This is a genomic window from Sphaerisporangium siamense (assembly GCF_014205275.1).
GTDB lineage: Bacteria > Actinomycetota > Actinomycetes > Streptosporangiales > Streptosporangiaceae > Sphaerisporangium > Sphaerisporangium siamense.
The window spans coordinates 3,257,340-3,279,826 of record NZ_JACHND010000001.1; the positions used below are offsets into that span (position 1 = coordinate 3,257,340).

The following is a 22,487-nucleotide window of genomic DNA, read 5'->3' on the forward strand; positions in this document are numbered from 1 at the left end:
GTCGGTGCGGAAATGGATGGGGCATGAGCGAGCTACGTGACGATTTTGCGCGGCAACCCGGAGACCATCGGACGGAACTGCTGAATCGGCTGAAGTCCGAGAAGCAGCGAAGCGTCGCCGTCATGCAGCCGCGGCCGGACCGGGATACCGCGCCGCTGTCTTTTTCCCAGGAATCGCTGTGGTTCCTGGACCAGTTCGCGCCGGGCCAGTCCACCTACAACGTGCCGAGCGCGTTCCGCATCCGCGGCGCCCTGGACGTCGAGGCGCTGCGCGGGGCGTTCGCCGACGTCGTGGCCCGGCACGAGTCGATGCGCACGAGCCTCCACGACCGCGGCGGCGAGGGCCTCCAGCGCGTGCACCCCCAGGTGGAGGTGAACGTGCGGCTGGTCGATCCGGCCGGGGCCACCCCCGAGGAGCGGCTCGCCACGGCAAGGAAGCTCGCCACCGACGTCGCCCGCGAGCCCTTCGACCTGTCGTCCGCGCCGCTGTGGCGGGTTCTGCTCTACCGGATCGGCGAGGAGGAGCACCTGCTGCTGCTCGTCGTCCACCACGTCGTCTGGGACGGCTGGTCGATGGGCGTGTTCTACCAGGAGCTCGCCGCCTTCTACGGCGTCAGGACCGGCGTCGAGGGCGTCGAGATCCCCGAGCCGCCCACGCTCCAGTACGCCGACTACGCGACCTGGCAGCGCGAATGGCTCCAGGGCAAGGTGCTGGAGGACCTGAACCAGTACTGGCGCGAGCGGCTGACCGGCGCCCCGGTGGTCGAGCTGCCCACCGACAGGCCCCGCCCCTCCGAGCCGACCTTCGACGGCGCGACCCTGCACCACACCACGCCCGCCGACCTCATGGAGGACCTGCACGGCCTGGCCAGGGAGACCGGGGCCAGCCCGTTCGCCGTGTACCTCACCGCGTTCCTGATCGTGCTGCACCGCCACACCGGCCAGGACGACCTCACCATCGGCTCGGCCGCGGCCAACCGCAGCCGCACCGAGGTCGAGCGGATGATCGGCTACTTCATCAACATCCTGGTGCTGCGCACCGACCTGTCCGGCGACCCGACGGTCCGCCAGCTCCTGTCCCGCGTCCACGACGTCGTCCAGGGCGCGATGGCGCACGGCGAGCTGCCCTTCGACCGGGTCGTGGACGTCGTCCGGCCGCCGCGCGACCCCTCACGGACGCCGCTGTTCCAGATCGGCTTCGGCCTCCAGCACCTGGCCGACCCGCCGCAGCTCCCCGGCCTCGACGTCGTCACCGAGTCGCCCGACCTGGACACCGCCCGGTTCGACATGACCTGGGGCCTGGTGGAGACCGTCGAGGGCCTGACCTGGACCATCGAGTACAACACCAACCTGTTCGACGCCGAGACGATGAACGCGCTCGCCGGGCACTACAAGCAGGTGCTGCGCGCGCTCGTCCCGTTCCTCAACACGCCGATCTCGCGGGTGCCCGTGCTCACCCCCGCCGAGCGCGAGGAACTGCTCGGCAAGTGGAACGGCCCCGCCCGGCCGCTGCCCAGCACCACGCTGACGCAGGAGTTCGAGCTCCAGGTGGAGAAGAACCCCGACGCGGTGGCCGTGTGGTCCGGCGGCGTGGCGATGACGTACGGCGAGCTGAACCGGCGGGCCAACCGGCTGGCCAGGCTGCTCGAAGAGCACGGCGTGACCCGGGGGAGCCGCGTGGCGCTGGCCATGCCCCGCGACCACGACCTGATCGCGTCGATGTTCGCCACGCTGAAGGCCGGGGCCGCGTACGTCCCCGTCGACTCCTCCCACCCGCAGGCGCGCGTGGCGGGCATGCTGAACGACGCCGCCCCGACCGTCGTGCTGTCGCACAGCTCCGTCGCCGGCAACCTGCCCGACGGCGGCCCGAAGGTCCTGGCGCTGGACGAGCTGGCCGACACGCTGGCCGGGTACGACGACACGAACCTGGACCACGGGCCCGAGCTGAAGGACCCCGCCTACGTCCTGTTCACCTCGGGCACCACGGGCAGGCCCAAGGGTGTGATCATCGAGCACCACTCGGTGGTCGCGTTCGTCGAGGCCGTCACCGAGATGTTCGACATCGTGCCGAGCGACCGCTTCGTCGCGTTCGCCTCGCTGACCTTCGACGTCTCGGTGTTCGAGATCTTCACCTCGCTGTGCCGCGGCGCCGGGCTCGCGCTCGTCCGGGACGAGGAGCGCCTCGACATGCGGGAGCTGCAGAGGATCATCGAGGAGCACCGCGTCACGATCATCGACCTGCCGCCGCCGGTCATGGCCCTGCTCACCCCCGAGCGGTTCACCGCGGCCCGCGTCGCGCTGGTCGGCGGCGAGATCTTCAACGGCGAACTGGTGAACCGGTGGAACCGGCGCCGCCGCCTGTGGAACGGCTACGGGCCCACCGAGTGCACGGTCGCGATGGTCTACTACGAGTGCGTCGGCCACTTCGAGTCCGGCCCGCCCATCGGCCTGCCGTACGCCAACCACGTCGCGCACGTCGTCGACCAGCACATGGAGCTGCTGCCCTACGGCGTGGCGGGCGAGCTGGTCATCGGCGGCATCGGCCTGACGCCGGGGTACCTCAACGACCCGTTCCTCACCCAGGCCAAGATCGTGAACGACCCGTTCGGCACCGCGCCCGGCGGCCGGCTCTACCACACGGGCGACCTGGTCAAGCGGCTGCGCAACGGCAACCTGCTGTGCCTCGGCCGCGTCGACTCGCAGGTGAAGATCCGCGGCCAGCGCATCGAGCTCGGCGAGATCGAGACCGTCCTCGCCTCGCACCCGGACGTCGGCCAGGTGTCGGTGCAGGCGTGGACCGACGACGTGGGGGAGAAGCACCTGGTCGCCTACGTCAGCGCCGCCTCCGGCACCACGCCCGAGGTCTCGCTGCTGCGCTCCTACGTCGCCGAGCACCTGCCCCGGCACATGGTGCCCGCCTACGTGGTGCTGCTGGAGCAGCTCCCGCTGACCATCGCCGGCAAGGTGGACGCCCGCAGGCTGCCCGCCCCCGACGACAGCGCCAGGGCCGGCGGCGGCGTGGTCGAGCCCACCAACGAGACCGAGCGCGTGCTCGCCGAGGAGATCTTCGCGCCGCTGCTGCGCCTGAACAAGGTCGGCATCCACGACAACTTCTTCGAGGTCGGCGGCAACAGCCTGCAGGCCACGCAGCTCGTGTCCCGGATCCGCGACCGGTTCGGCGTGGACCTCGGCCTCGCGGAGTTCTTCCGCTCGCCGACCGTCGCCCACCTCGGCGGCGTGATCGACGCCCAGCGCCAGGAGACGCTGTCGGACGAGGAGCTGCTGGCGATGCTGGAGCAGATGCCCGAGGACGAGGTGAGCAAGCTGCTCGGCGACCAGGACGGCGACGGCGCGGCATGAACTTCGGAGAAAGCGACGCCGAGCGCGGGCTGCGCGCGGAGGTCCGCGAGGTCCTCCGCACGCCGCCCGTGCGGGGCGCGCTCGACGAGCTGGCCCGCGCGATGGCCGCCGGCGAGCGCGAGCCCGACGTCCGCCCGCTGTACCGGGCGATCGCCGCGCACCGGCTGTTCGCGGCGAGCTGGCCCGAGGAGTACGGCGGGCGCGGCGTCAGCCACCTGGAGGCCGCCGCCGTCATCGAGGAGCTGGTCCGCGGCGGCATGCCCGACATGCTCCAGGTGCTCAGCGTGCAGATCGTCGGCCTGTTCCTGCTGGAGGCGGGCTCGCCCGCGCAGAAGGCCCGCTACCTGCCCGCCCTGGCGAGCGGCGAGATGTTCGCCACCGTCCTCTACACCGAGCCGGAGGTCGGCTCCGACCTGGCCTCGCTGCGCGCCACCGCCGTCCGCGACGGCGAGGGCTACCGGCTGTCGGGCACCAAGGTGTTCGGGCTGAAGAGCGGCATGAGCGACATCGGCCTGTGCGCGGTCCGCACCGGAACGGGCACCACCAAGTACGAGGGCATCAGCCTGTTCCTCGTCGACCTGCACGCCGACGGGGTGACCCGCGGCAACATCGCCAGCCTGGCCGACGAGCAGTACGACCGGGTGGAGCTGGACGGGGTGTGGGTCGGCGCGGACACCCTGCTGGGCGCGGAGGGCGAGGGCTGGTCCCTGCTCACGCGCTGCCTGGCCATCGAGCGGACCGGCCTGGACTACTCGCTCAAGGCCGCCCGCTGGTACGACGCCACGCTGAGCGGCCTGACCGCCGGGACCGCGGACGACGCGCTGCTGGAGGAGGCCGGCAGGTACGGCGCGGCCGTCGACGCCGCCCGCCTGCTCGCGTGGAACTCCATCAGCCAGCTCGGCCGGGGACCGCTGGACCCGACCTCGGCGGCGATCGCCAAGTACCACACCAGCGAGACCGCGCAGCAGGTCGCGTACTGGGCGGCGCTGGTGCACGGCCACGGGTACGGGCTGCGCGGGCTCGCCCCCGGCAAGGCCGCCGTTCTGGAGGCCGGGTACCGCGAGGGCCCGGGGCTGACGCTGTCGGCGGGGACCTCGGAAATGATGCTGGAGCTGGTCGCGAGCTCGTTCGACCGGCCCGACGTGATCGGGGGTGCCGGCGATGGATCTCGCGTCTGACCCGGTCCTGGAACGGATCGCCGGAACCGTCCGCGACGGCCTGAGCGCGGCCGCGGCCGGGCCGGACGGCTCGGCGACGCTGGCCGCGCTGGCCGACCTGGACGGCTTCGCCTTCGCCGCTTCCATGGAGCTCGGCGGCTTCGACCTCGGCCTGTCCTGCGGCGTCACCATCGCCGTGGAGCTCGGCCGCCGCGCGCTGCCCGACGTCTACACCGGCGGCATGCTCGTCGCCGACGCGCTACCCGAGGCGGGAGACGAGGCGCCGGGAGCCGACGTGGCCGCCGCCGTCGTGGCCGGCAAGCAGGTCGTGGTCGCGGCCGGGCTGGACCGCGCCACCGCGGGCGACGCCGCCCCGGCCGAGCCGTCGCCCGGCGGGTGGCGGCTGCCGGAGGTCCTGACCGTGGACGACGTCCACCCCGACGCGGCGGTCTGCGCGGCCTTCCGCGCCGGGGACGGCGAGGTCCTGCTCGCGGTGCTGCCCGCCACGCTCTGGCGGCCCCTGGCGCGGCCCGCCTTCCCCTGGAGCGGCCACGCGCCGAGCCCGGCCGCGGTCGCGCCGGGGGAGATCGCGAGCGGCCAGGTGATCGGCTCGCTCGGCGCGGGACGCCCGCTCACCGACCCCGCCGGGCTGCTGGCCCGGCACCGCGTGCGTCAGGCGGGCTACCTGCTCGGCCTCGGCCTCGGCGCGCACGCCCTGGCCGTCGCGCACGCGGCGGGCCGGCGCCAGTTCGACCGGTACGTCCTGGACAACCAGGCCGTGGCCTTCCCCCTCGCCAAGGCGAAGATCGACCTGGAGGCGGCGCGCCTGCTCGTGTACCGGGCCGCCTGGCTGGCCGACGCGGGCGAGCCGTTCGCCAGAGAGGCGGCCGAGGCGCTGGCCTGGACCGCCGAGGTGACGCTGCGCACGGTGCGGACGTCCGTCCAGGCGCACGGCGCGCGGGGCCTCACCGTGGCCGCGCCGGTGCACCGCTTCTTCGAGGTGGTCAGAGCCGCGGCCACCCGCCTCGGGCCGCCGGGGGCGCTGTGGCGGGAGTCCGCCCTGCGCCGGCTGGCAGAGGACCACACGGCTGTAGCGGAAAGGCAGAGCTAGATGCGCTTGACCGACGCGGGCGCGGCACCCGTCTCGCTCGACGAGATCGACCTGTACGGCACCGAGATGTACCGCTCGGGCGACCCGCACGCCGCCTGGCGGACGCTGCGCGAGAAGGCCCCGGTCTGGCGCCAGGAGGCGCCCGACGGGACGCCGTTCTGGTCGGTGACCCGGTACCGCGACGTGGTGGACGTGCTGCGCGACACCCGCAGGTTCAGCTCCGAGCACAGCACCATGCTCAGCGTGCTGGAACGGGACACCGCGGCCGGGCGGGCCATCCACCTGATGGACCCGCCGCGGCACTCCCAGGTGCGCGGCGCCACCATCAGCGCCCTGTCCGTGCGCGTCATGCGCCGGCACGAGCCGGCGATCCGCGAGCGGGTCGCCAAGCTCGTGGCCGGGGCCATCGCCGAGGGGCAGGCCGACATGGCCAGGCTCGTCACGATGCTGCCCATGCTGGTCGCCGGCGAGCTGATGGGCATCCCCCAGGAGAAGTGGACCGAGGCCGCGCACTGGACGGTGGCCAGCATGGCCCCCGAGGACCCGGCGTTCTCGATCGGCGACGAGGCGGCGACGCTGCGGGCCGCGCACGTGTTCCTGTTCTCGATGTTCATCGAGCTGATCCAGGACCGCAGGGAGGAGCCGGGCACCGAGGACCTGATCTCGCTGCTGCTCGGCATGGAGATCGACGGGCGCCCGGCCACCGACGAGGAGGTCCTCGTCAACTGCTACGCGTTCATCATGGGCGCCAACCCGACGATCCCGCAGGCGTCCTCGCACCTGGTGCTCACCATGGCCGAGAACCCGGACCTGTGGCGGCGGATCCGCGAGGGGGACCGGTCCCGGCTGGGGCTCACGCTGGAGGAGACGCTGCGCTGGTCCAGCCCGGTCAACCACCTGCTGCGCAGGACCACCGAGGAGATCGAGCTCGGCGGGCACGTCATCCCCGAGGGAGGGCTGGTCGCGGCCTGGGTCGGCTCGGCCAACAGGGACGAGGAGGTCTTCCCCGACGCCTACGTCTTCGACCCGTGGCGCACCCCGAACCAGCACATCACGTTCGGCTTCGGCTCGCACCGGTGCATCGGCAACTCGCCCGCGCAGACCGGTGTCCAGCTCCTGCTGGAGGAGCTGGTCGAGCAGGTGGAGTCGTTCGAGCTCGCCGGCGAGGTCCGCCACCTGGGCTCGAACTTCCTCAACGGCATCACCCACATGCCGGTGATTCTGCGGCCGAGCGGCTCCTGAGGGCCCGGGACGGCGGGCGCGGGACGGCGGGTCCCGCGCCCGCCGTCCCGCGTTGCCGGAACGTTTGCCGGGGCGGGAGCGGCGCGCGGTTCGGGCACCGCGCGTTTGTGTCACACTCGTGGCCATGGAGATGCGGACGATCACCTCCCCCGAGACCCCTGACACCGGGCCCCACTACGGAGACGCCAAAGAACTCACCGGGGTCTCGCGCCTTCTCTTCATCAGCGGACAGATTCCCGAGACCGCCGACGGCCACGTGCCACCCGGCTTCGAAGACCAGGCCAGGCTGGTGTTCAGCCACATCAGGTCGCTGCTGAAGGCGGCGGACATGGACGTGCAGAACCTGGTCAAGCTGACCATCTACCTGAGCGACCGGCAGTACCGCGCGCCGCTGGCCCGGGTGCGCAACGAGGCGTTCGCCGGTCACCAGTTCGCGATGACGATCATCATCGCCGGCATCTACGACCCCGTGTGGCTCCTGGAGGTCGAGGCGGTCGCCGCGGCCTGACCCGCGGGAACGTCAGAGGCGGCCGGCCCCGGCGCGGGGCGGCCGCCTCTCGCGGCTCAGCCGGTCATTCCAGGTAGCCGCCCATCTTGGTGAAGTAGTCCACCGCCCGCACGGGCGGCCCGTCCTCCGTCGCGACCTGCAGCAGGATCAGCCCCCGCGCGTCGGGGTCCCCGCGCCGGCCGCACGCGACCGCGACGCCGCCCTCCGCCGCCCTGACGACACGGCCCGGCGTGCCGCAGTAGCCGCGCTCCGGGGGCCGCGCGACCTTCACGTACAGGCGGCCGCCGTTGTGGGTCGTCCAGGCGTTGAGGAACGGGTCGCTCTGGCCGCGCACCAAGTTGTAGACCTGCGTGGTGCCGTCGCGCCAGTCGATGCGGGTGTCCTCGACGCCGATCCGGTGATAGAACGTTCCGCCGGTCGCCGGCTGCCGCTCGCCCCGGTGCCCGCTCTCGACCAGCTCCAGCGCCCGCAGCGTCACGGGCACGTACTCGTCCAGCAGCTTGCTCAGCACCGCGCCCGCGGTGTCGTGCGGGCCGATGGGCACCAGGGCCCTGGTCACCACGGGGCCGGTGTCCAGCTCCGCGTCCATGAAGTGCACGGTCAGCCCGATCTCGGTGCGCCCGTCCCTGATCGACCAGTTCACCGAGCCGAACCCGGCGTACTCCGGCAGCAGGGCGTCGTGCACGTTGAGCGAGCCCAGGCGCGGGATCCTCAGCAGCTCGATCGGGGCGCGGGTGCGCCAGTTCGTGGACACGATCACGTCCGGCGCGAGTTCCTCGGCCCGCCTCCACAGGTCCGGCTCGGCGGCCGTGGCGGAGAAGACCAGGGGGATGCCCAGCTTGCCGGCGAGCTGTTCCACGTCCGGCTCGCCGAGCCCGCCGAACTCGGCCACGTGGGTGAGCACCGTCACCACCTCGTGGCGCTTGACGAGGCCGCCGAGCATGTTCGCGCCCAGCTCCCCGTACCCCATGAAGAGGATCCTCACGTGGCAGCCCCGCCGGCGGCGGACCGCCCCGCGCGGAAGCGGACGGTGTTCACCTTCATGTACCCGGCCGCGTCGCGCTGCTCGAACACGTCGTCGGCCTCGAAGGTGGCGAACGCGATGTCGTACCTGCTGTGCGGGGACGTCCGGCCCACCACCTGCACGTTGCCGCGGTACAGCATCAGGCTGGCCTCGCCGGTGACGACGTCCTGGCTCCAGTCGATCGCGTGCTGGAGCATCAGGCGCTCGGGCGCGAACCACAGGCCCCGGTAGACCATGCTCGCGTAGCGCGGCATCAGCTCGTCCTTGAGGTGCAGCACCTCGGGGTCCAGTACCAGCGACTGCACGGCCCGGTGGGCGTGCCACAGGATCGTGCCCGACGGCGCCTCGTAGACGTTGCGGGTCTTCATGCCGAAGATGCGGTTCTCGACGATGTCGAGCCGGCCCACGCCGTGCCGGGCGCCGATCTCGCCGAGCTCGCGCAGCACCCCGGCGGGGGAGAGCGCCTGGCCGTTGACGGCCACGGGGTTGCCCTTCTCGAAGGACACCCGCACGACCTCGGGCTCCGGCTCGGCCTCCAGCAGGTCCTTGACCCGGTAGAGCAGGCCCGCGGGCACCGGCAGGGCCGGGTCCTCCAGCGCCACGCCCTCGTAGGAGGTGTGCAGCAGGTTGGTGTCGATCGAGTACGGCCGCTCGCCGCTGGACAGGTCCACCTCGATGTTGTTCTTGCTCGCGTACGCCAGCAGGTCGTTGCGCGAGGAGAACTCCCAGTCCCGCCAGGGGGCGATGACCTTGATGTCCGGGCGCAGCGCTCCGTAGGTGTACTCGAAGCGGACCTGGTCGTTGCCCTTGCCGGTGGCGCCGTGCGCGACCGCGTCCGCGCCGATCTCCTCGGCGACGCGGATCTGCGCGGCGGCGATCAGCGGCCGGCCGATGGAGGAGCCCATCAGGTACTGGCCCTCGTACATCGCGTCCGCGCGGTACATCGGGAACGCGTAGTCCCGGGCGAACTCCTCGCGCAGGTCGACGATCTTCACGTCGACGGCGCCGAGGTCGAGGGCCTTGCGGCGGGCCGTCTCCAGCTCCTCGCCCTGCCCGAGGTCGGCGACGAACGCCGTGATCGGGCACTTGTAGCGTTCCTGGAGCCAGACCAGCACCACCGAGGTGTCCAGCCCGCCGGAGAAGGCGAGGACGATGTGCTCGGGCGCTTTACCGGTGTTGCTGGTCACCTCGACACCTCCAGGGTTTCCGGGTCCGCCCACAGACCGTCCATGGTCTCGTGGGAGAGTTCCATCGTCAGGTTGCGCGTGGACGCGTAACCCATGTTGATGATCTTGCGTGTGCCGTTGACCACCGGGTACACGCGGTGCAGCGTCGTGTCGGTGCGCATCAGGTACAGGTCGCCGGAGAACAGCTCGACCGAGTAGATCGGGTGCCGCGTCAGCGTCCTGTTGATCTGCGGGTCCGCCTTGTTCCACACCGTCCCCGGCACGCACTGCACGAACCCGCCGTCGGCGATCGGCGGGGTCTCGATGACCCACACGACCGCGAAGCTGTAGTCGTCCCAGTGCCAGCCGTGCGTGTCGCCGTCCTTCTCCAGGCACGTGATCACGAACTGCTCGGGCTCATAAGGGCAGGGATGGACCGGCTCGCCCGCGATCTGCCCGAGGCTCTGGAGCATCCGTGCCGAGTTGTAGACCCCGGGGATGACGGTGCCGAACTCGACGATCTCCTTGCGCCGCACGTTGCGCATCCGGCGCGGGCTGTGGTCGGTCTCCGCGAAGCTGACGTCGCGGCGCACGCTGCCGACCTCCAGCAGCCGGTTCACCTCGTCGGCGACGGCCTTCTTCACCGAGTCCGGGACCAGAAAGGGAATCTTGGCGTGGCCGAGGTAGGAGAAATCACGTCGCGCCCGCGCAATGGATTCCTCGCTGACGTTGGTGGCGAGATGCGTTTCCAGATCGAGTAGCAGCGCGCCGACATCCGACATGGCCGCCTCCTTGGAGTATCGCTGTGGTTGACTCATGTTTTTATCGATAGGGACTGTTTCCCGATGGCGGGCGGCCGCATCCGGAGTGCAGCATAAGCCGAGCTCCGTTCAGGATGGCAATACTCATAGTTATGAAACGGACTGTGGAAATCTCGTACGTGCGGGCGGGGCCGGGGGACGGGGCCGGGCGGGGGCGCCGGGGCCCGCGCGTCCCGCCGGCCGGTTCGCGCTCCGCTCAGGCCGTGCCGCGCTGGGCCGCGGCGAACTCCAGGGCCTCTTCAGGGGATTCGGGAAGCTTGGGCAGCCGGGGGATGATCGACAGGAAGAGCGGCACGGTGGAGACGGTCGAGGCGATGGCCCCGATCCAGATGGCCTCGCGCAGGCCGAGGCTCGCGCCGACGAACCCGCCGGCCAGCGCGCCGAGCGTGCCGAGCCCGGACAGCAGCGTGCGCATGCCGGCCGTCATGCGGGCCATCATGTGCTGGGGGGTGACGGCCTGCCGCAGGCTGAGCGCCACCACGTTGGCCACCGAGAGGCCGAAGCGCGTGAAGACGAAGCCGCCGCCGATCACCGCCGCGGCCAGCCACGTCGGCCCGGTCACCAGCGGCACCAGCAGCGAGCCCGAGTATCCGATGACGACGGCGACCACGTAGATCCGGCCGTAGGGGAAGCGCTTGATGAACCTGCTCGCGGCCAGCGAGCCCAGCAGGCCGCCGACCGAGCTCAGGCTGAACACCAGGCCGATCGTGAAGGGGGTGAAACCCAGGATCTTCACGCAGTACAGCACGAAGATGCCGTCGATGAACATGTAGCAGAAGTTGTAGGCCGACCCGATGGTGGCGATGACCCGCAGGAACGGGTTCTTCGTCACGAGCAGGATGCCCTCTCTGATCTCCCTGCCGAGATGGCGTTCGGCGCCGGGCGTCGGCTCGGGCTCGGGCCGCTTGATCGACGTCAGCGTGAACACCGAGACCAGGTAGGAGAACGCGTCGATGAGCAGCGCGTACGGTGCGGTGAATATCTGGACGATCAGGCCGGAGATGCCGGGACCCGCCAGGTCGGCCACCGAGAAGCTGGAGTTGACCTTGCCGTTCGCCTCGACCAGGTGTTCCTTCTGGACGAGCGTCGGCACGTACGACATCCAGCACACGTCGAACAGGACCGTGCACACCCCGATGCCGAGCGCCAGCGCGTACAGCCCGGCCATGCTGAGCGCGTCCATCCACGCCAGCACGGGCACGAGGGCGATGAGCACGCACCTGACGACGTTCGCGGTGATCATCAGGGGGCGCTTCCTGCGCCGGTCGGCCCAGACGCCGAACAGCAGCGACAGGAACAGGAACGGGATGAACTGCACGAACCGCAGCGCGCCGGTCTGCTCCGCGCCCGCGTGCAGCGAGATCACGGCGGTCAGCGGCAGAGCGAGCGCGGTGACTTGCACGCCCATCAGAGAAATGGTCTCGCCGACCCAGAACTTCGTGAAGTCGTGGTTGGCCCAGAGTCCCCGGTCTCGTGGTGCGGCCGGCGCGTCGGAGTCGGACTGACTCTCCGTGGACAACGGATCCTCCGTGGGTCGATAGGCGTGGCTAATCGTCCGTTATTCTGACCACAGCCCCGCGACGGGCGTCAATTGCCGCTGTGTTTCACATTTTTCCGGCCCGATAATCCTTACGTTTACATCGGGCACGCGGCCCGTGGACGTTCACGGGGTTCCCCGCGTCACGTGATCGGGCACGTCAAAGGGCGGTCCGGGCCCGCGCCGGGGCGCGGGCCGCACAAAAGTGTCGCGCGGGGCGGGGTGGACGCCAAGAGGTCCGCGCGCCGCCGCCTCCGGCGAAACCATTTCCCGTCGCCTTCCCATCGTCCCGGCGCATGCCCGCCTGCGCGGTTCTTGACAGGCGCCGCCAGGCGTGGACCATGGTGATCACCTCGGCGTGCGCGCCCCGGCTCCCCGCGGGCCGCGCCGGGCGGCGCGGGCGGTCCCGGACGTCGCCGGGCGCCCCGATGATTCGGTCCTGCCGGAGGCGGGGATGCGGTCACCCGGACGACGGCGCGCGGCCTCCCGCGTCGCGGGGCCGGGTAATGAATGATCATTTTCGGGAGGGTGAGAGTTTCCGCGCCCGGGATCGGCGGCAGGGGCGCCTATTCACCCCGGTCGGCAGCCGGGGTGCGAGAACGCGGAACCGCGACGGGCGCTCTGTCCTGCGAGGACGCGCGCCCCGCCGCCGGCGCGGCATTATGTGGTTGTTTACCGTACATTCCGCTGTTGACAGCTATCCGAGCGTATTTTACGCTGCATTAGCCCGACATTATGGGCAGCCGTCAATTTCCCGCAGGAGGTAGGGATGACGCCCGAGCTCGTTCAGAAGACGACCGAAACCCCCGTTATGCTCACGCCGGAATTAGTGCAGAAGATGCTCTCCGCCCGTCAGGCCGAGGCAGCCATCAAGTTCCGCACGACCTGCACCGACTGCGTCCCGAACTACTGATCCGCCGCCGGTTCGGCTGAGCGGCCACCCCTGATCGCCCGCACGCCGGTCGATCGAACCAGGAGGAGACCGCTCTATTGCCGAGCGATATCGCACTGATCAATGAATTCATGACGGGGGACGGTGTGATCCCGCACCCCCGCCGATCGCTGAGTGCGATACCCGGGCGGATGCTGGACGAACTCGACCGTGCCGCCCGGGGAATCGTGGTGCTCGCCGTCGACGGACTGTCGTGGCGCACCGCGCGCGAGTCGTGGCGCGACGCCGCGCTCGAAACCCTCACCTCCACCTTCCCCAGCACCTCCGCGACGGCGTGGATGACCGCCGTCACCGGTGTGCCCCTGACCGGGCACCTGGTCGCGGGCGCGGCCTGCCGGTCGCCCGCCGACGACGCCCTGGTGGACCTCATCCACGGCACCGTGCTCGCCGGCCCGCGTGACGCCCCCGAGCCCGTCGCCCCGGGCCGTCCCGCCTCGCCGGACGTCCTCGTCCGGCACCCCACCGTCTTCGAGACCGCCGCCTCCCGCGCCCGCGCCGCCGTCCTGGCCCGCGAGGTGGGCGCCCTCGGCGGCCCCTGGGCCGACGCGCTGCTCCAGGGGGCGGAGCGCATCCCCGGCCCCGGCCCGCGCGCCCTCGCCGCCGACGCGGCCGACCCCGTGCGCATGGCCGAGGCCGTGGCCGGCGACGTCGAGGCCGCCCTGACCGCGCACCGCGCCGACGTCCCCCTCCTGCTCTGGACGTACGTCAACCTGGACGAGCACGTGCACCGGCACGGCTACGACGCCCGCGCCCGCCGCGCCGTCGAGCAACTGGAGCGGCACGCGCGGTCCTGGGCGCGGCGCGGCTGGACCGTGCTCGCCCACGCCGACCACGGCCAGACGCCCTGCGCGCCCGACCCGGAGCTGGAGGCGGCCTGGGCGCGCGTCGACACCCCGGAGCTGTGCCGCCTGCCCGCCGGGGGCGCGGGACGGGTCCGCTGGCTCTACCCTCGCGAGGGCCGCACGGGCGAGGTCAGGGAGAGGCTCGCCGCCGCCCTGGACGGCCACGCGCTGGTCGTCCCCGTCGACGACCTGCCCGGCCTCGGGCTCACCGGCCTCACCCCCGCGCTGCGCGAGCGGATCGGCGGCGTCGTCGCCCTCGCCACCTCGCCGGGCTTCCCGCTCCCGGTCGCCGGCGTGGCCTGGGAGCACGGGGCGCTCAGCCCCGACGAGATGCTCGTGCCGCTGGCCGTCTGGCGCTGAGCGCGGCGCTCAGGACGCCGGCGACTCCGACGGCGCGGCCTCGGCGCCGGGTCCCTCGGCGGCCTCGGGACGCTCGGGTGTGCCGCCGCGCCGGGAGATCAGCACGTACAGGGCGAGCACCAGGAACGCCGTCGCGGAGAACGCGTAGATGAGGCGGAACGGCACGAACCTGATCACGACGGTGCCCGCCGCCAGCGCGGCGATGTAGGGCAGGTCGATCAGCGCCTCCATCGCGGTCAGCGCCCGCCCCTGGAGCTCTCCCTCGGTGCGGCGCTGCACGAGCGTGGTGGTCGCCACCAGGAACACCGGGATCGAGATGCCCACCAGCACCCCGCCCGCGCACATGCCCGCCTCGGTGGTCGGGATGATCAGGGCCAGGCCGACGGCCCCCAGCAGGAAGCCGATGGCCGCGGTGCGCGCCTCGCCGTACCGCCGGATCAGCGTGCCGACCGCGACGCCGCCCGCGATCGACCCCGCCCCCTGGAACGCGGCCAGGACGCCGATGAACGCGGTCGGGCGCCCCAGGCCGTCCTCCACGGCGGCGAACATCGCCGTGTTGATCAGCGCGCCCGCGCCCAGTGAGAGGCCGACGGCGATGATGACGTTCCGCATCTCGCGGTCCCGCAGGACGTGCCGGACGCCCGCCGTGAGGTCGGACGCGAGCCGCCCCGACGGCCGGGAGCGGTCGCGTACCAGGTCAGGGGTGCTCTGGAGCAGCAGCAGGATGACGACGGACAGCACGAACGTGCCCGCGTCCAGCAGCGCCACCCCGCCGAGCCCGGCCGCGACGAAGATCGCGGTGCCGAGCAGCGGGCCGATGATGCGAAGGCCCTGGCCGAGCGAGCTGAACAGGCCGTTGGCGTCGCCGAGCAGGTCCTTCGGCACCATGGAGTGGACCAGCCCGCCCCGCGCGGCGTTGAAGATCTGGTTGGAGACGCCGTAGCCCAGCGTCACCGCGTACACGATCCACAGGTCGCCCTCGTCCCTCACCAGCAGCAGGCACAGGACCAGGACGGCGGCGGCCAGGTCGTTGACGATGAGCGTGGCCCGGCGGGGGAACCGGTCCACGAGCAGGCCGGTCAGCGGCGCGAGCACCGCCGGCAGCGCCAGCAGCACGAACGTCACGCCGGCCAGCGAGTCCGAGCCGGTCAGCTCCTTCACCCAGATGGCGAGCACGACCAGCAGCGCGCGGTCGCCGAACATGTTGATCGCCTGTCCGGCGAAGAGCAGGACGAACTTGGGGTCACGCATGAGCCGGCGCATCGGCACCTCCATCCGGGATGGTCCGCTCGGCCGCCCATCCCGCCTCCAGCAGGATGTCCAGGAAGCGCCGCGCGAAATCCTCGTCCACGGGGAGCTCGGTGGCGGCTTCCGCGTACCGCCGCACGGCCTCCCGGTCCCGCGCCCCGTCGATGCCGTGCGCCAGGGCGACCATCAGCGCGTATCCGCGTGCCCGGTCCGCGGTCAGCCGCGCCCCGATCCACTCCTCGCCGTCCCGATCCGCGTCCTCCGCGAGCCCCCGCAGGTTGAACGGCCCGTCCCACCGGCGCACCGGCACCCGCCCGCCCGCGGGCGCGGGCGTGTCGTCCGGCAGCAGCGCGGCCACGTGCCCGGCGAGGCCCTCCACCCACCGGCGGGGTCCGTCCCCTCCCTGGTCTCCGCAGATGACATCGACCCACTCGACGGCCGCCACCGCGACCCGCGTACGGTGCCGCACCCCGTCCTCGCCGGGTGTGGACGGGCCGCCGGGGAGGCGGTCGAGGAGGCGGGCGGCGGCCCAGCGGAGGGCGATGGACTCCAGTTCCGGGCGGTCGGCGGGGGTGGCGGTGGCGAGGGTCGCGGCGATGGCCGCGGCCAGGGTCGTCGTGCGCCGCAGCTCGGCCGGGTCCACCTTGTCGAGGGTGTCGGCCGAGCTGTGGTTGAAGCGGTCGGGCCAGTGGCCGAGCGCGACGGCCGGGCAGGCGATCGAGCGGTCGGCCAGCAGGGCGTGGTCGGAGGCCCCGACGAACGGCGTGGCGCGCCAGGCCCACGTATCGCAGGCCACCGCGCCGGTGTAGGAGCGCGCGGCCTGCGGGAGCAGCGCGGCGGCGTGCTCGGCGAGCGCGCTGACGAAGCCGGGCAGGTGGTCGGGGGCGCGCTCCACGATGAGCGGGCCGCCGCAGAGCCGCTGGTCCTCGCCCGCCATGTCCACGTTCACCGCCGCCATGGGGACGACGCGGGCGACGTCGTGGAGGTAGGCGGCCATGCCGGTGAACTCCGGTGCCCAGACGAACCGCACGCCCCGGCGCGGACGGGTCCCGGCCAGCATCCGGGCGGCGGCCAGCAGCGCGGCGACCCCGGTCGCGTTGTCGTTGGCGCTCGGCATGGGGTGACACAGGTGCGCGTACAGCAGCACCTCGTCCGCTTCCTCGCCCGGGATGAGCCCGGTGACCAGCGGCATGGAGGCGTCCTCGCGCACGTCCACCGTGACGCGGGCCCGTCCGGCCGCGACCAGCACCGCCGCGCGTCCCCGCGGGAGGCTGAACGCGAACAGCGGCGCCCCGCCGCGCAGCTCGACGCGTCCGACGCCGCCGTTCGCGGACACCTGGTCGGTGACGAGCCCGGTCGCGCCCTCCCGCTGGGCCAGTTCCAGCGCGAGAGGCAACGGGACGGACGGGTCGTCGTGCACGGCGAGCGCGCCGCGCAAGGGCCCGGCCCCGATCCGGACGACCGGCAACTCCACCCCGTCCGGGCCGGTCGCCGCGGAGTGCGCGGCCAGGACGAACGGCTCGTCGGGGTAGCGCGCCAGAGGGAACCACCCGCCCGGGAGAGAGAACCCCTCCGAGGCGTGGAGAGGGCCCTCGCTCCGGACGAGAGAGGACGGGCCGGAGAGTTCGGCGCGGACCGGGGTCCAGGAGGCGGGGGCGCGGAAGGTCCACCAGCGGCGGGCGCCGTCGGCGGGGAAGTGGTGCAGGCGCACCTCGCGCAGCCCGGCCTCCTCGGCGCGGGCGGCGACGTGCCCGGCCGCCGCCACGATGCCCGAGGACGCCTGGTAGCGGTCGGACGCGCACACCGCGGCGACGTCGGCCATGGCCGCGGCGGTGTCGAACAGGGAGTGCAGGCGTGCGATGGTGGTGGCGACGCTCACCGGCCCACCACGGCGCGGAACGCGTCCCTCCTGGCCCGCGACAGCGGCACGCTGATCCTCGTCAGCGGCGCGGCGAACAGCGGGCGCACGGGCTTGCCGAGGATGCCGGGCGGGCACGGCCGCGAGGTCGTCACCCACGGCAGCGCCGGATGCCCCGGCTCCACGGTCACGCCGAGGGACCGCAGCCCGTCGATCAGCTCCGGCTTGGCCTCCGCGACGGCGGCGCGCAGCGGGGCCAGCGCGTCGCCGCGGTCGAGCAGCCGCAGCGCCACCTCCATGGGCAGCGCGGAGGCCGCGAGCGGCGGCGCCACCCGGCGCAGGTCCGCGCCCACCCCCGCCGAGGTGATCGCGAACCCGGTGCGCAGGCCGCCGCAGCAGTACCCCTTGGACACGCTGCGCAGCACGACGAGGCCGTCCACCCGCGAGGTGAGCGGCACGGCGCTGGCCTGCGGGCCCGCGTAGGTGGCGCCGGCCTCGTCCACCACGAGCAGCGCCCCCACCGCCGCGGCGGCCTCGGCCAGCGCGCGGATACGGTCGAGCGGCGGCAGGACGCCGAGGACGCCCGGCCGCTCGACGAGCACGAGCGAGGGCCGCGTGCGGGCGATCAGCTCCGGCGCGTCGTCGGCGGACGGGTCGAAGGGGCGCAGGGCGACGCCGAGCGCGGACGCCCAGGCGGGCAGGTCGGGGTGGGCGTAGGGCGTGCAGAGCAGGGTGCCGGGCGCGGCGAGCAGGCTCAGCGCGTGCAGCAGCCCGGTCGTGCCCGCGCCCGCGACCACGCGGTCCGGGGTGATGTCGGCGCCGAAGTGCCGCGCGAGCACGGGCGCCGCGCGCCCGCCGCCGTAGGGATCGTCCACGGCCAGCCCTCGCGCCACCTCGCCGAAGCCCGCCCCGGGACCGCCGGCGGCTTCCGCACGGTACTCGCCCCGCGTCCCGTTCCGGTGGTGTGCTCCGTTCGCGGCGCCGTCGGCGGACGCCGACGCGTGGGCCTCGGCCCAGGCGGCTTCGATGGCGTCGCGGGCGTACTCGACCTCGTCGGGGGCCCAGCGCAGGTCCAGGGTGCCCGGGGCGGGCGTCGCGCGGGCGTAGTCGAGGACGGCGGGCTCGGGCCGGCGCGGGACCCGGGCGACGAACTGGACGTAGCGGGTGTCCACCTGGACCGGGGACCCGGCGGCGAAGTCGGCGTCGGCGCGCACGATCTCGTACCCGGAGTCGCGGAGCATGGCGGCGACCTCGGGCGGCTGGTAGAGCCGGAGGTCGTCGCGCAGCCGGGCGACCGCGCCGTCGGGCCGGGTGACGCGCAGCTCGCCGCGGCTGCGCCCGCTCATCGCGTCGTAGGAGCGGGCGAACTCGTAGACGGTCCCCTCGGCCTCGAACCGGTCGGAGGCGCGGTAGCGGGCGAGGATGCCGGTCACGCTGGAGTGGTCCAGGATCAGCAGCCCGCCGGGGACGAGCCGGTCGCGCACCCGGCGCAGCAGCCTCCGCTGCTCCTCGTCCTCGCCCCAGCCGAAGCTCTGCAGGCAGACGGCGGCGTCCGCCTCGGGCAACGGGGCCCGCTCCAGCAGGTCGGCGCACACCACGCTCAGCGGGACCCCGGCCCGCCGCGCGGCCTCCTCGGCGCGGTCCAGCGCCCACCTGCTGACGTCGACGCCGACGACCTCGAAGCCGTGCTCGGCCAGCGGGACCGCGTGCCGTCCGAGACCGCAGCCGAGGTCGAGCACGCGCCGTCCGGGCGCGTGCTCCTCCAGCGTCTTGACCAGGTAGGCGACCTCGCCCGCCGTGCGCGCGGCGGTGTACTCGTGGCGGACGAGGCTCCAGAAGTCGGGGGAGAAGTAGCCGGTGTACCACCGGCTCATGAGAAGCCCTGGGCGCCGAAGAACTCGCACACGTCGCACAGGTCGGGCGGGTTCTGCACCCCTTCCTGCAGGATGTAGACGCCTTCGCAGACGCGGCACTTCTGCTCGACGAACGGGAACATGTAGCGCTGCATGTTCGCGAACGACTCGAACAGGTAGTAGTCGACGCCGGGCCACAGGCCGTACAGGTGGTCGGCCATGGCGTAGGCCATCGAGCGGTCCTGGGGGCCGGTGGTGAACCGGCCGGGGGCGCCCTGGCGGTTGAGCTCGGGGGCGACGAGCTCCAGGTAGAGCATCAGCTCCTTCTTGGTGATGCGGTAGAGCGGGAAGATGTAGCGCATCCCGCCGATCTCCCGCACCGGGATGCCGCCCATGCGGTAGCCGGACATGATCCAGGTCACCATGCTGGCGACGAGGTCGTCGCCGTTGAAGCCGAACGCGACGGTCTGCGCGCCGGTCTCGACGGCGTGGTTCTCCAGCATGCGGCGCAGCACCTGGTGGCCGACGACCATGTTGAGGTGGCGGTTCTCCCCGGAGACCACGGAGTTCATGGCCTCCACGAAGGGCCTGCGCATCTTGAAGACCCGCTCGATGTCGGAGGCGGTGACGATGGCCTGGTCGATGCCGAGCTCCGCCGCCGAGGCGCGGGCCGCCGCGAACGTCGCCGGCTCCTCCCAGTCGGGCAGGCCGGTGATCGTGACCGAGGTCATGGGCACGTGCGGGATCCGGTCGCGGGTGCGCTCCATGAGCTTGAGCAGGGCCACGCTGTCCCTGCCGCCGGACAGCCCGATCACGACCGGCTCGCCGGCCCGCAGGACGCCGCCTCCGACGACGCTCTGGACGAACGCCTCCTCGACGTACCGGATGAATCCCTCGGCGTCGAAGTGCTCGACCCGGTGCTCCAACTGCCCGTTGACGTCGAACATCACGGTCTTGACGTAGACGGGGTCGGGGGTGGCGTAGACGGTGCGCGCCGGCTTGCGGATCACGTCCATGTCGTAGTGGCGCACCTGACGGATCTCGATCACGTCGTCGGGGCCGACGGTGGTGGTCTCTTCTGGAACGATTTTCCCGTTACGAGTGGTCAAGACGGCGTTGACGGGAATGCCGTGGGCCGTCAGGATTTCAGTCAGCGGCCGACCGGGGGTGGCGCTCAGCGTCTCCGAGCCACCGACTTTGTCATGGAAGACGACGTGTGCCACGACTTTCTCCCTCACTGCTGTGATGTGCGCCTAGTATGGGGTCATTTTGGTCATTGGCGTCAAGGGTTCGGGTCCATGGACCAGGTAGCCATGTCAGGGGGGTCATGAGCTCGTCTTTGACCGTCGAAGTACATAAGTCGGTCGATACCGTTGACGAAGCCGAATGGGATGATGTTGTATCTAGGGCGGGCGCGCCGGTGTTTTATCGCCTGGGCTATTTGCGCGCCTACGAGCGTTTTCCGCTGACCGACGTCGAGGCGTTCTTCTATTTCGTCGTACGCGACGCCGGGCGGGCCGTCACCGTTCTGCCCGTCTCGCTGCTGCGCGGCGTCGACCCCCTCGGCCACCTCCGTCCCCGCTACCCCGTCGCGGCGGCCGACCGCGGCCTGCTCAGCCACGTCTGGCACTGCTACGACGCGTGGCTGCCGGGCGAGCCGCACACCGGCGTGGTCGTCGCGGCGATGCGCGACCTCGCCGCCGAGCTCGGCGCCGACTGGTACGGCTTCATCAACGTGCCGAGCGGCTCGGCGCTCGGCGCCGCCCTGGTCGCCGAGGGCTTCCCCGCCGAGCACATCGAGGACCGCTTCCGCGTGGACCTGCGCGGCATGACCGACGTCGAGGGGTACATCGCGGCGGCCAGGCCCCGGGGCCGGGCGAACCTGCGCCGCAACGGCCGCAGGGCGGCCGAGGCCGGGGTGACCGTCCGCGCCATGGAGACCGCCGACGGGGACCTGATGGAGGTGGCCGCGCTGTGCGCCGCCACCTCCGACCGGCACGGCACCGGCGCCTTCTACCCGCCCGAGCTGTTCGCCGGCTTCGTCACCGCGCTCGGCGGCAACGCCTGCCTGATCGAGGTGCGGGAGCGCGACAGGCTGGTCGCCGCGGGCGTCTGCCTACGCGACGAGACCCGCTTCCACGCCTGGGCCTGCGGGGTGGACTACGAGATCGGCGGCAACTACAGCCCCTACCCGGTCCTGTTCGCGGCGACGGCCGAGCAGGCGCTGCGCCAGGGCCGCCAGGTGATGGAGGGCGGCCGGGGCAACCACGCCTTCAAGCTCAAGCACGGGCTCACGCCCGTTCCCCTCGACGCCTGCCTGCGCGCCGTCTGATGCGGGCGTTCGCGGCGGTCCCCGGCCGCGTCGCGGACTGGGACCGGCTGAGCGCCGGCGGGCCGATGTTCGCGACCCCCGAATGGCTGGACGCGATGCGCGGCCGCGTCCCCGGCGCGGCCTACACCTTCGCGCTGCGCGAGGCGGGGGAGACGCGCCTGGCCCTCTACGGCACCGTCCTGGACCGCGAGGCGACCGGCGAGATCTTCGACCTGCCGTACATCCTGGCGGGCGACCCGCGCGTGTTCCCGCTGAGCGAGGCGTCGCGCGCCGCCCGCGCCACCTGGCGGGTGCCGCCCGCGCAGAGCTGGTACCCCAACCTGGTCGTGATGCTGCCCGGCTACGAGTGCCACGCGCTCGGCCCGCTGGCCGCCGACACCGGCGCGCTGTCGGAGCTGGTCGGCGCCATCGTCGCCTGGGCGAAGGAGCGCGACCTGCGCGCCGTCGCGTTCCTGTACACGCCGCCGGGCGCGGCGGCGCTCCGGCGAGCCCTGCCCGGGCACGGCTTCACCCGCGTCCCGCTCAGCTACTCCTGCGAGCTGCCCCTGCCCGGCGCCGGGTTCGACGACTACCTGGCCGCCCTGCCGCGCAAGCAGCGCACCGAGACCCGCAGGGAGCTGCGCGTGCTGGCCGCCGCGGGCGTGCGGGTGCGCGCGGTGCCGGTGGCGGACGTCCCCGAGGACGTCGTGACGCTCAAGTGCGCCCACTCGGCCAAGTACAACGGCAGGCCCGCCGACCGGGCCAAGGTGCGCGCCCGCCTGGAAGGGCTGTGCGCCCTGCGCGACCCCCTGCTGTTCCGCGCCGAGTTGGATGGCACGCTGGTCGGCTACGGGCTCTTCGCCCGGTACGGCGACGTCTGGTACTGCGTGAGCACCGGCATGGACTACGCCCGCGCGGAGTCGCGCAACGCCTACTTCGCGACCGTCTTCTACGAGCCCGTCCGCCTGGCCCCCGAGGCGGGGGTGCGGCGCGTCCACTACGGGCAGGCCACCTGGCGCGCCAAGATGTCGCGCGGGTGCGAGGCCGTCGAGATGCCCGGCTGGGTGCGCGCCGAGGACCCGGCGCTGGCCCGGGTGGTGGCCGACAGCGCCGGGACGACCGTACCGGCGTTTTGAGT

Annotated in this window: 17 protein-coding genes; 9 read left to right on the plus strand and 8 right to left on the minus strand. The window is 72.6% G+C overall.

The genetic code is table 11. The features are described 5' to 3' along the window. Positions 1-23: 23 nt before the first annotated feature. The 5 genes from BJ982_RS14930 to BJ982_RS14950 all read left to right on the plus strand — a co-directional run bounded on the left by BJ982_RS14930 (position 24) and on the right by BJ982_RS14950 (position 7,377). Positions 24-3,359 carry a non-ribosomal peptide synthetase gene (locus BJ982_RS14930; protein ID WP_184880526.1) on the plus strand — a complete coding sequence of 1,112 codons (3,336 nt, stop codon included), beginning with the start codon at positions 24-26 and terminating at the stop codon, positions 3,357-3,359. Then, on the plus strand, positions 3,356-4,537 hold the full coding sequence (locus BJ982_RS14935; RefSeq protein ID WP_184880528.1) for an acyl-CoA dehydrogenase family protein: 1,182 nt from the start codon (positions 3,356-3,358) through the stop codon (positions 4,535-4,537). Before BJ982_RS14930 ends, BJ982_RS14935 begins: the two co-directional genes overlap by 4 nt. Then, positions 4,521-5,627 carry an acyl-CoA dehydrogenase family protein gene (locus tag BJ982_RS14940; protein WP_184880530.1) on the plus strand — a complete coding sequence of 369 codons (1,107 nt, stop codon included), beginning with the start codon at positions 4,521-4,523 and terminating at the stop codon, positions 5,625-5,627. The genes BJ982_RS14935 and BJ982_RS14940 overlap by 17 nt, the downstream gene beginning before the upstream one ends. Beyond that, positions 5,628-6,869 (plus strand): cytochrome P450, encoded by a 1,242-nt coding sequence (locus BJ982_RS14945; protein WP_184880532.1) that lies wholly within the window; start codon positions 5,628-5,630, stop codon positions 6,867-6,869. Positions 6,870-6,993: 124 nt separating this feature from the next. Further along, positions 6,994-7,377, plus strand: a complete 384-nt coding sequence (locus tag BJ982_RS14950; RefSeq protein WP_184612570.1) for a RidA family protein — start codon at positions 6,994-6,996, stop codon at positions 7,375-7,377. Positions 7,378-7,441: 64 nt separating this feature from the next. On the opposite strand, the gene BJ982_RS14955 is transcribed toward BJ982_RS14950, so the two are convergent. The 4 genes from BJ982_RS14955 to BJ982_RS14970 form a co-directional block, all read right to left on the minus strand. Further along, positions 7,442-8,362 carry a methionyl-tRNA formyltransferase gene (locus BJ982_RS14955; protein ID WP_184880534.1) on the minus strand — a complete coding sequence of 307 codons (921 nt, stop codon included), beginning with the start codon at positions 8,360-8,362 and terminating at the stop codon, positions 7,442-7,444. After that, positions 8,359-9,588, minus strand: coding sequence for an argininosuccinate synthase (locus BJ982_RS14960; RefSeq protein ID WP_184880536.1), 1,230 nt, complete (start codon positions 9,586-9,588; stop codon positions 8,359-8,361). Before BJ982_RS14960 ends, BJ982_RS14955 begins: the two co-directional genes overlap by 4 nt. After that, positions 9,585-10,349 carry a HalD/BesD family halogenase gene (locus BJ982_RS14965; protein WP_184880538.1) on the minus strand — a complete coding sequence of 255 codons (765 nt, stop codon included), beginning with the start codon at positions 10,347-10,349 and terminating at the stop codon, positions 9,585-9,587. The genes BJ982_RS14960 and BJ982_RS14965 overlap by 4 nt, the downstream gene beginning before the upstream one ends. Positions 10,350-10,584: 235 nt before the next feature. Beyond that, the gene (locus tag BJ982_RS14970; RefSeq protein ID WP_203959142.1) at positions 10,585-11,907 is read right to left on the minus strand and encodes an MFS transporter; all 1,323 of its coding nucleotides are present in this window, start codon (positions 11,905-11,907) and stop codon (positions 10,585-10,587) included. A gap of 787 nt (positions 11,908-12,694) precedes the next feature. Here BJ982_RS14970 and BJ982_RS14975 point away from each other — a divergent pair. Continuing rightward, positions 12,695-12,838 (plus strand): hypothetical protein, encoded by a 144-nt coding sequence (locus tag BJ982_RS14975; protein ID WP_184612575.1) that lies wholly within the window; start codon positions 12,695-12,697, stop codon positions 12,836-12,838. 170 nt (positions 12,839-13,008) lie between these two features. Continuing rightward, complete coding sequence (locus BJ982_RS14980; RefSeq protein WP_184880540.1) at positions 13,009-14,079, plus strand: alkaline phosphatase family protein; 1,071 nt, start codon at positions 13,009-13,011, stop codon at positions 14,077-14,079. Positions 14,080-14,088: 9 nt separating this feature from the next. Here BJ982_RS14980 and BJ982_RS14985 read toward each other — a convergent pair whose 3' ends face one another. The 4 genes from BJ982_RS14985 to BJ982_RS15000 are packed head-to-tail and all read right to left on the minus strand — an operon-like array spanning position 14,089 to position 20,147. Beyond that, the gene (locus BJ982_RS14985; RefSeq protein WP_184880542.1) at positions 14,089-15,342 is read right to left on the minus strand and encodes an MFS transporter; all 1,254 of its coding nucleotides are present in this window, start codon (positions 15,340-15,342) and stop codon (positions 14,089-14,091) included. After that, positions 15,323-17,206: a DUF4910 domain-containing protein gene (locus BJ982_RS14990; RefSeq protein WP_184880544.1), complete on the minus strand. Its 1,884-nt coding sequence runs from the start codon at positions 17,204-17,206 to the stop codon at positions 15,323-15,325. Before BJ982_RS14990 ends, BJ982_RS14985 begins: the two co-directional genes overlap by 20 nt. After that, a complete protein-coding gene (locus tag BJ982_RS14995) occupies positions 17,203-19,059 on the minus strand; it encodes an aminotransferase class I/II-fold pyridoxal phosphate-dependent enzyme (RefSeq protein ID WP_184880546.1) in 1,857 nt (618 codons plus the stop codon). Before BJ982_RS14995 ends, BJ982_RS14990 begins: the two co-directional genes overlap by 4 nt. Beyond that, positions 19,056-20,147, minus strand: a complete 1,092-nt coding sequence (locus BJ982_RS15000; protein WP_184880548.1) for a tRNA lysidine(34) synthetase — start codon at positions 20,145-20,147, stop codon at positions 19,056-19,058. Before BJ982_RS15000 ends, BJ982_RS14995 begins: the two co-directional genes overlap by 4 nt. 311 nt (positions 20,148-20,458) lie before the next feature. On the opposite strand from BJ982_RS15000, the gene BJ982_RS15005 reads away from it, so the two are divergent. Together BJ982_RS15005 and BJ982_RS15010 are read left to right on the plus strand one after the other, a co-directional pair. After that, positions 20,459-21,370 carry a GNAT family N-acetyltransferase gene (locus BJ982_RS15005; protein WP_184880550.1) on the plus strand — a complete coding sequence of 304 codons (912 nt, stop codon included), beginning with the start codon at positions 20,459-20,461 and terminating at the stop codon, positions 21,368-21,370. Continuing rightward, a complete protein-coding gene (locus BJ982_RS15010) occupies positions 21,370-22,485 on the plus strand; it encodes a GNAT family N-acetyltransferase (RefSeq protein WP_184880552.1) in 1,116 nt (371 codons plus the stop codon). Before BJ982_RS15005 ends, BJ982_RS15010 begins: the two co-directional genes overlap by 1 nt. Positions 22,486-22,487 lie beyond the last annotated feature (2 nt).

Excerpts from the sequence above, each read along its gene's own strand:
- BJ982_RS14930 (WP_184880526.1), top strand. The coding sequence starts at position 24 with ATGAGCGAGCTACGTGACGATTTTGCGCGGCAACCCGGAGACCATCGG.
- BJ982_RS14935 (WP_184880528.1), top strand. The coding sequence starts at position 3,356 with ATGAACTTCGGAGAAAGCGACGCCGAGCGCGGGCTGCGCGCGGAGGTC.
- BJ982_RS14940 (WP_184880530.1), top strand. The coding sequence starts at position 4,521 with ATGGATCTCGCGTCTGACCCGGTCCTGGAACGGATCGCCGGAACCGTC.
- BJ982_RS14945 (WP_184880532.1), top strand. The coding sequence starts at position 5,628 with ATGCGCTTGACCGACGCGGGCGCGGCACCCGTCTCGCTCGACGAGATC.
- BJ982_RS14950 (WP_184612570.1), top strand. The coding sequence starts at position 6,994 with ATGGAGATGCGGACGATCACCTCCCCCGAGACCCCTGACACCGGGCCC.
- BJ982_RS14965 (WP_184880538.1), bottom strand. The coding sequence starts at position 10,349 with ATGTCGGATGTCGGCGCGCTGCTACTCGATCTGGAAACGCATCTCGCC.
- BJ982_RS14975 (WP_184612575.1), top strand. The coding sequence starts at position 12,695 with ATGACGCCCGAGCTCGTTCAGAAGACGACCGAAACCCCCGTTATGCTC.
- BJ982_RS14980 (WP_184880540.1), top strand. The coding sequence starts at position 13,009 with ATGCTGGACGAACTCGACCGTGCCGCCCGGGGAATCGTGGTGCTCGCC.
- BJ982_RS14985 (WP_184880542.1), bottom strand. The coding sequence starts at position 15,342 with ATGCGCCGGCTCATGCGTGACCCCAAGTTCGTCCTGCTCTTCGCCGGA.
- BJ982_RS14995 (WP_184880546.1), bottom strand. The coding sequence starts at position 19,059 with ATGAGCCGGTGGTACACCGGCTACTTCTCCCCCGACTTCTGGAGCCTC.
- BJ982_RS15010 (WP_184880552.1), top strand. The coding sequence starts at position 21,370 with ATGCGGGCGTTCGCGGCGGTCCCCGGCCGCGTCGCGGACTGGGACCGG.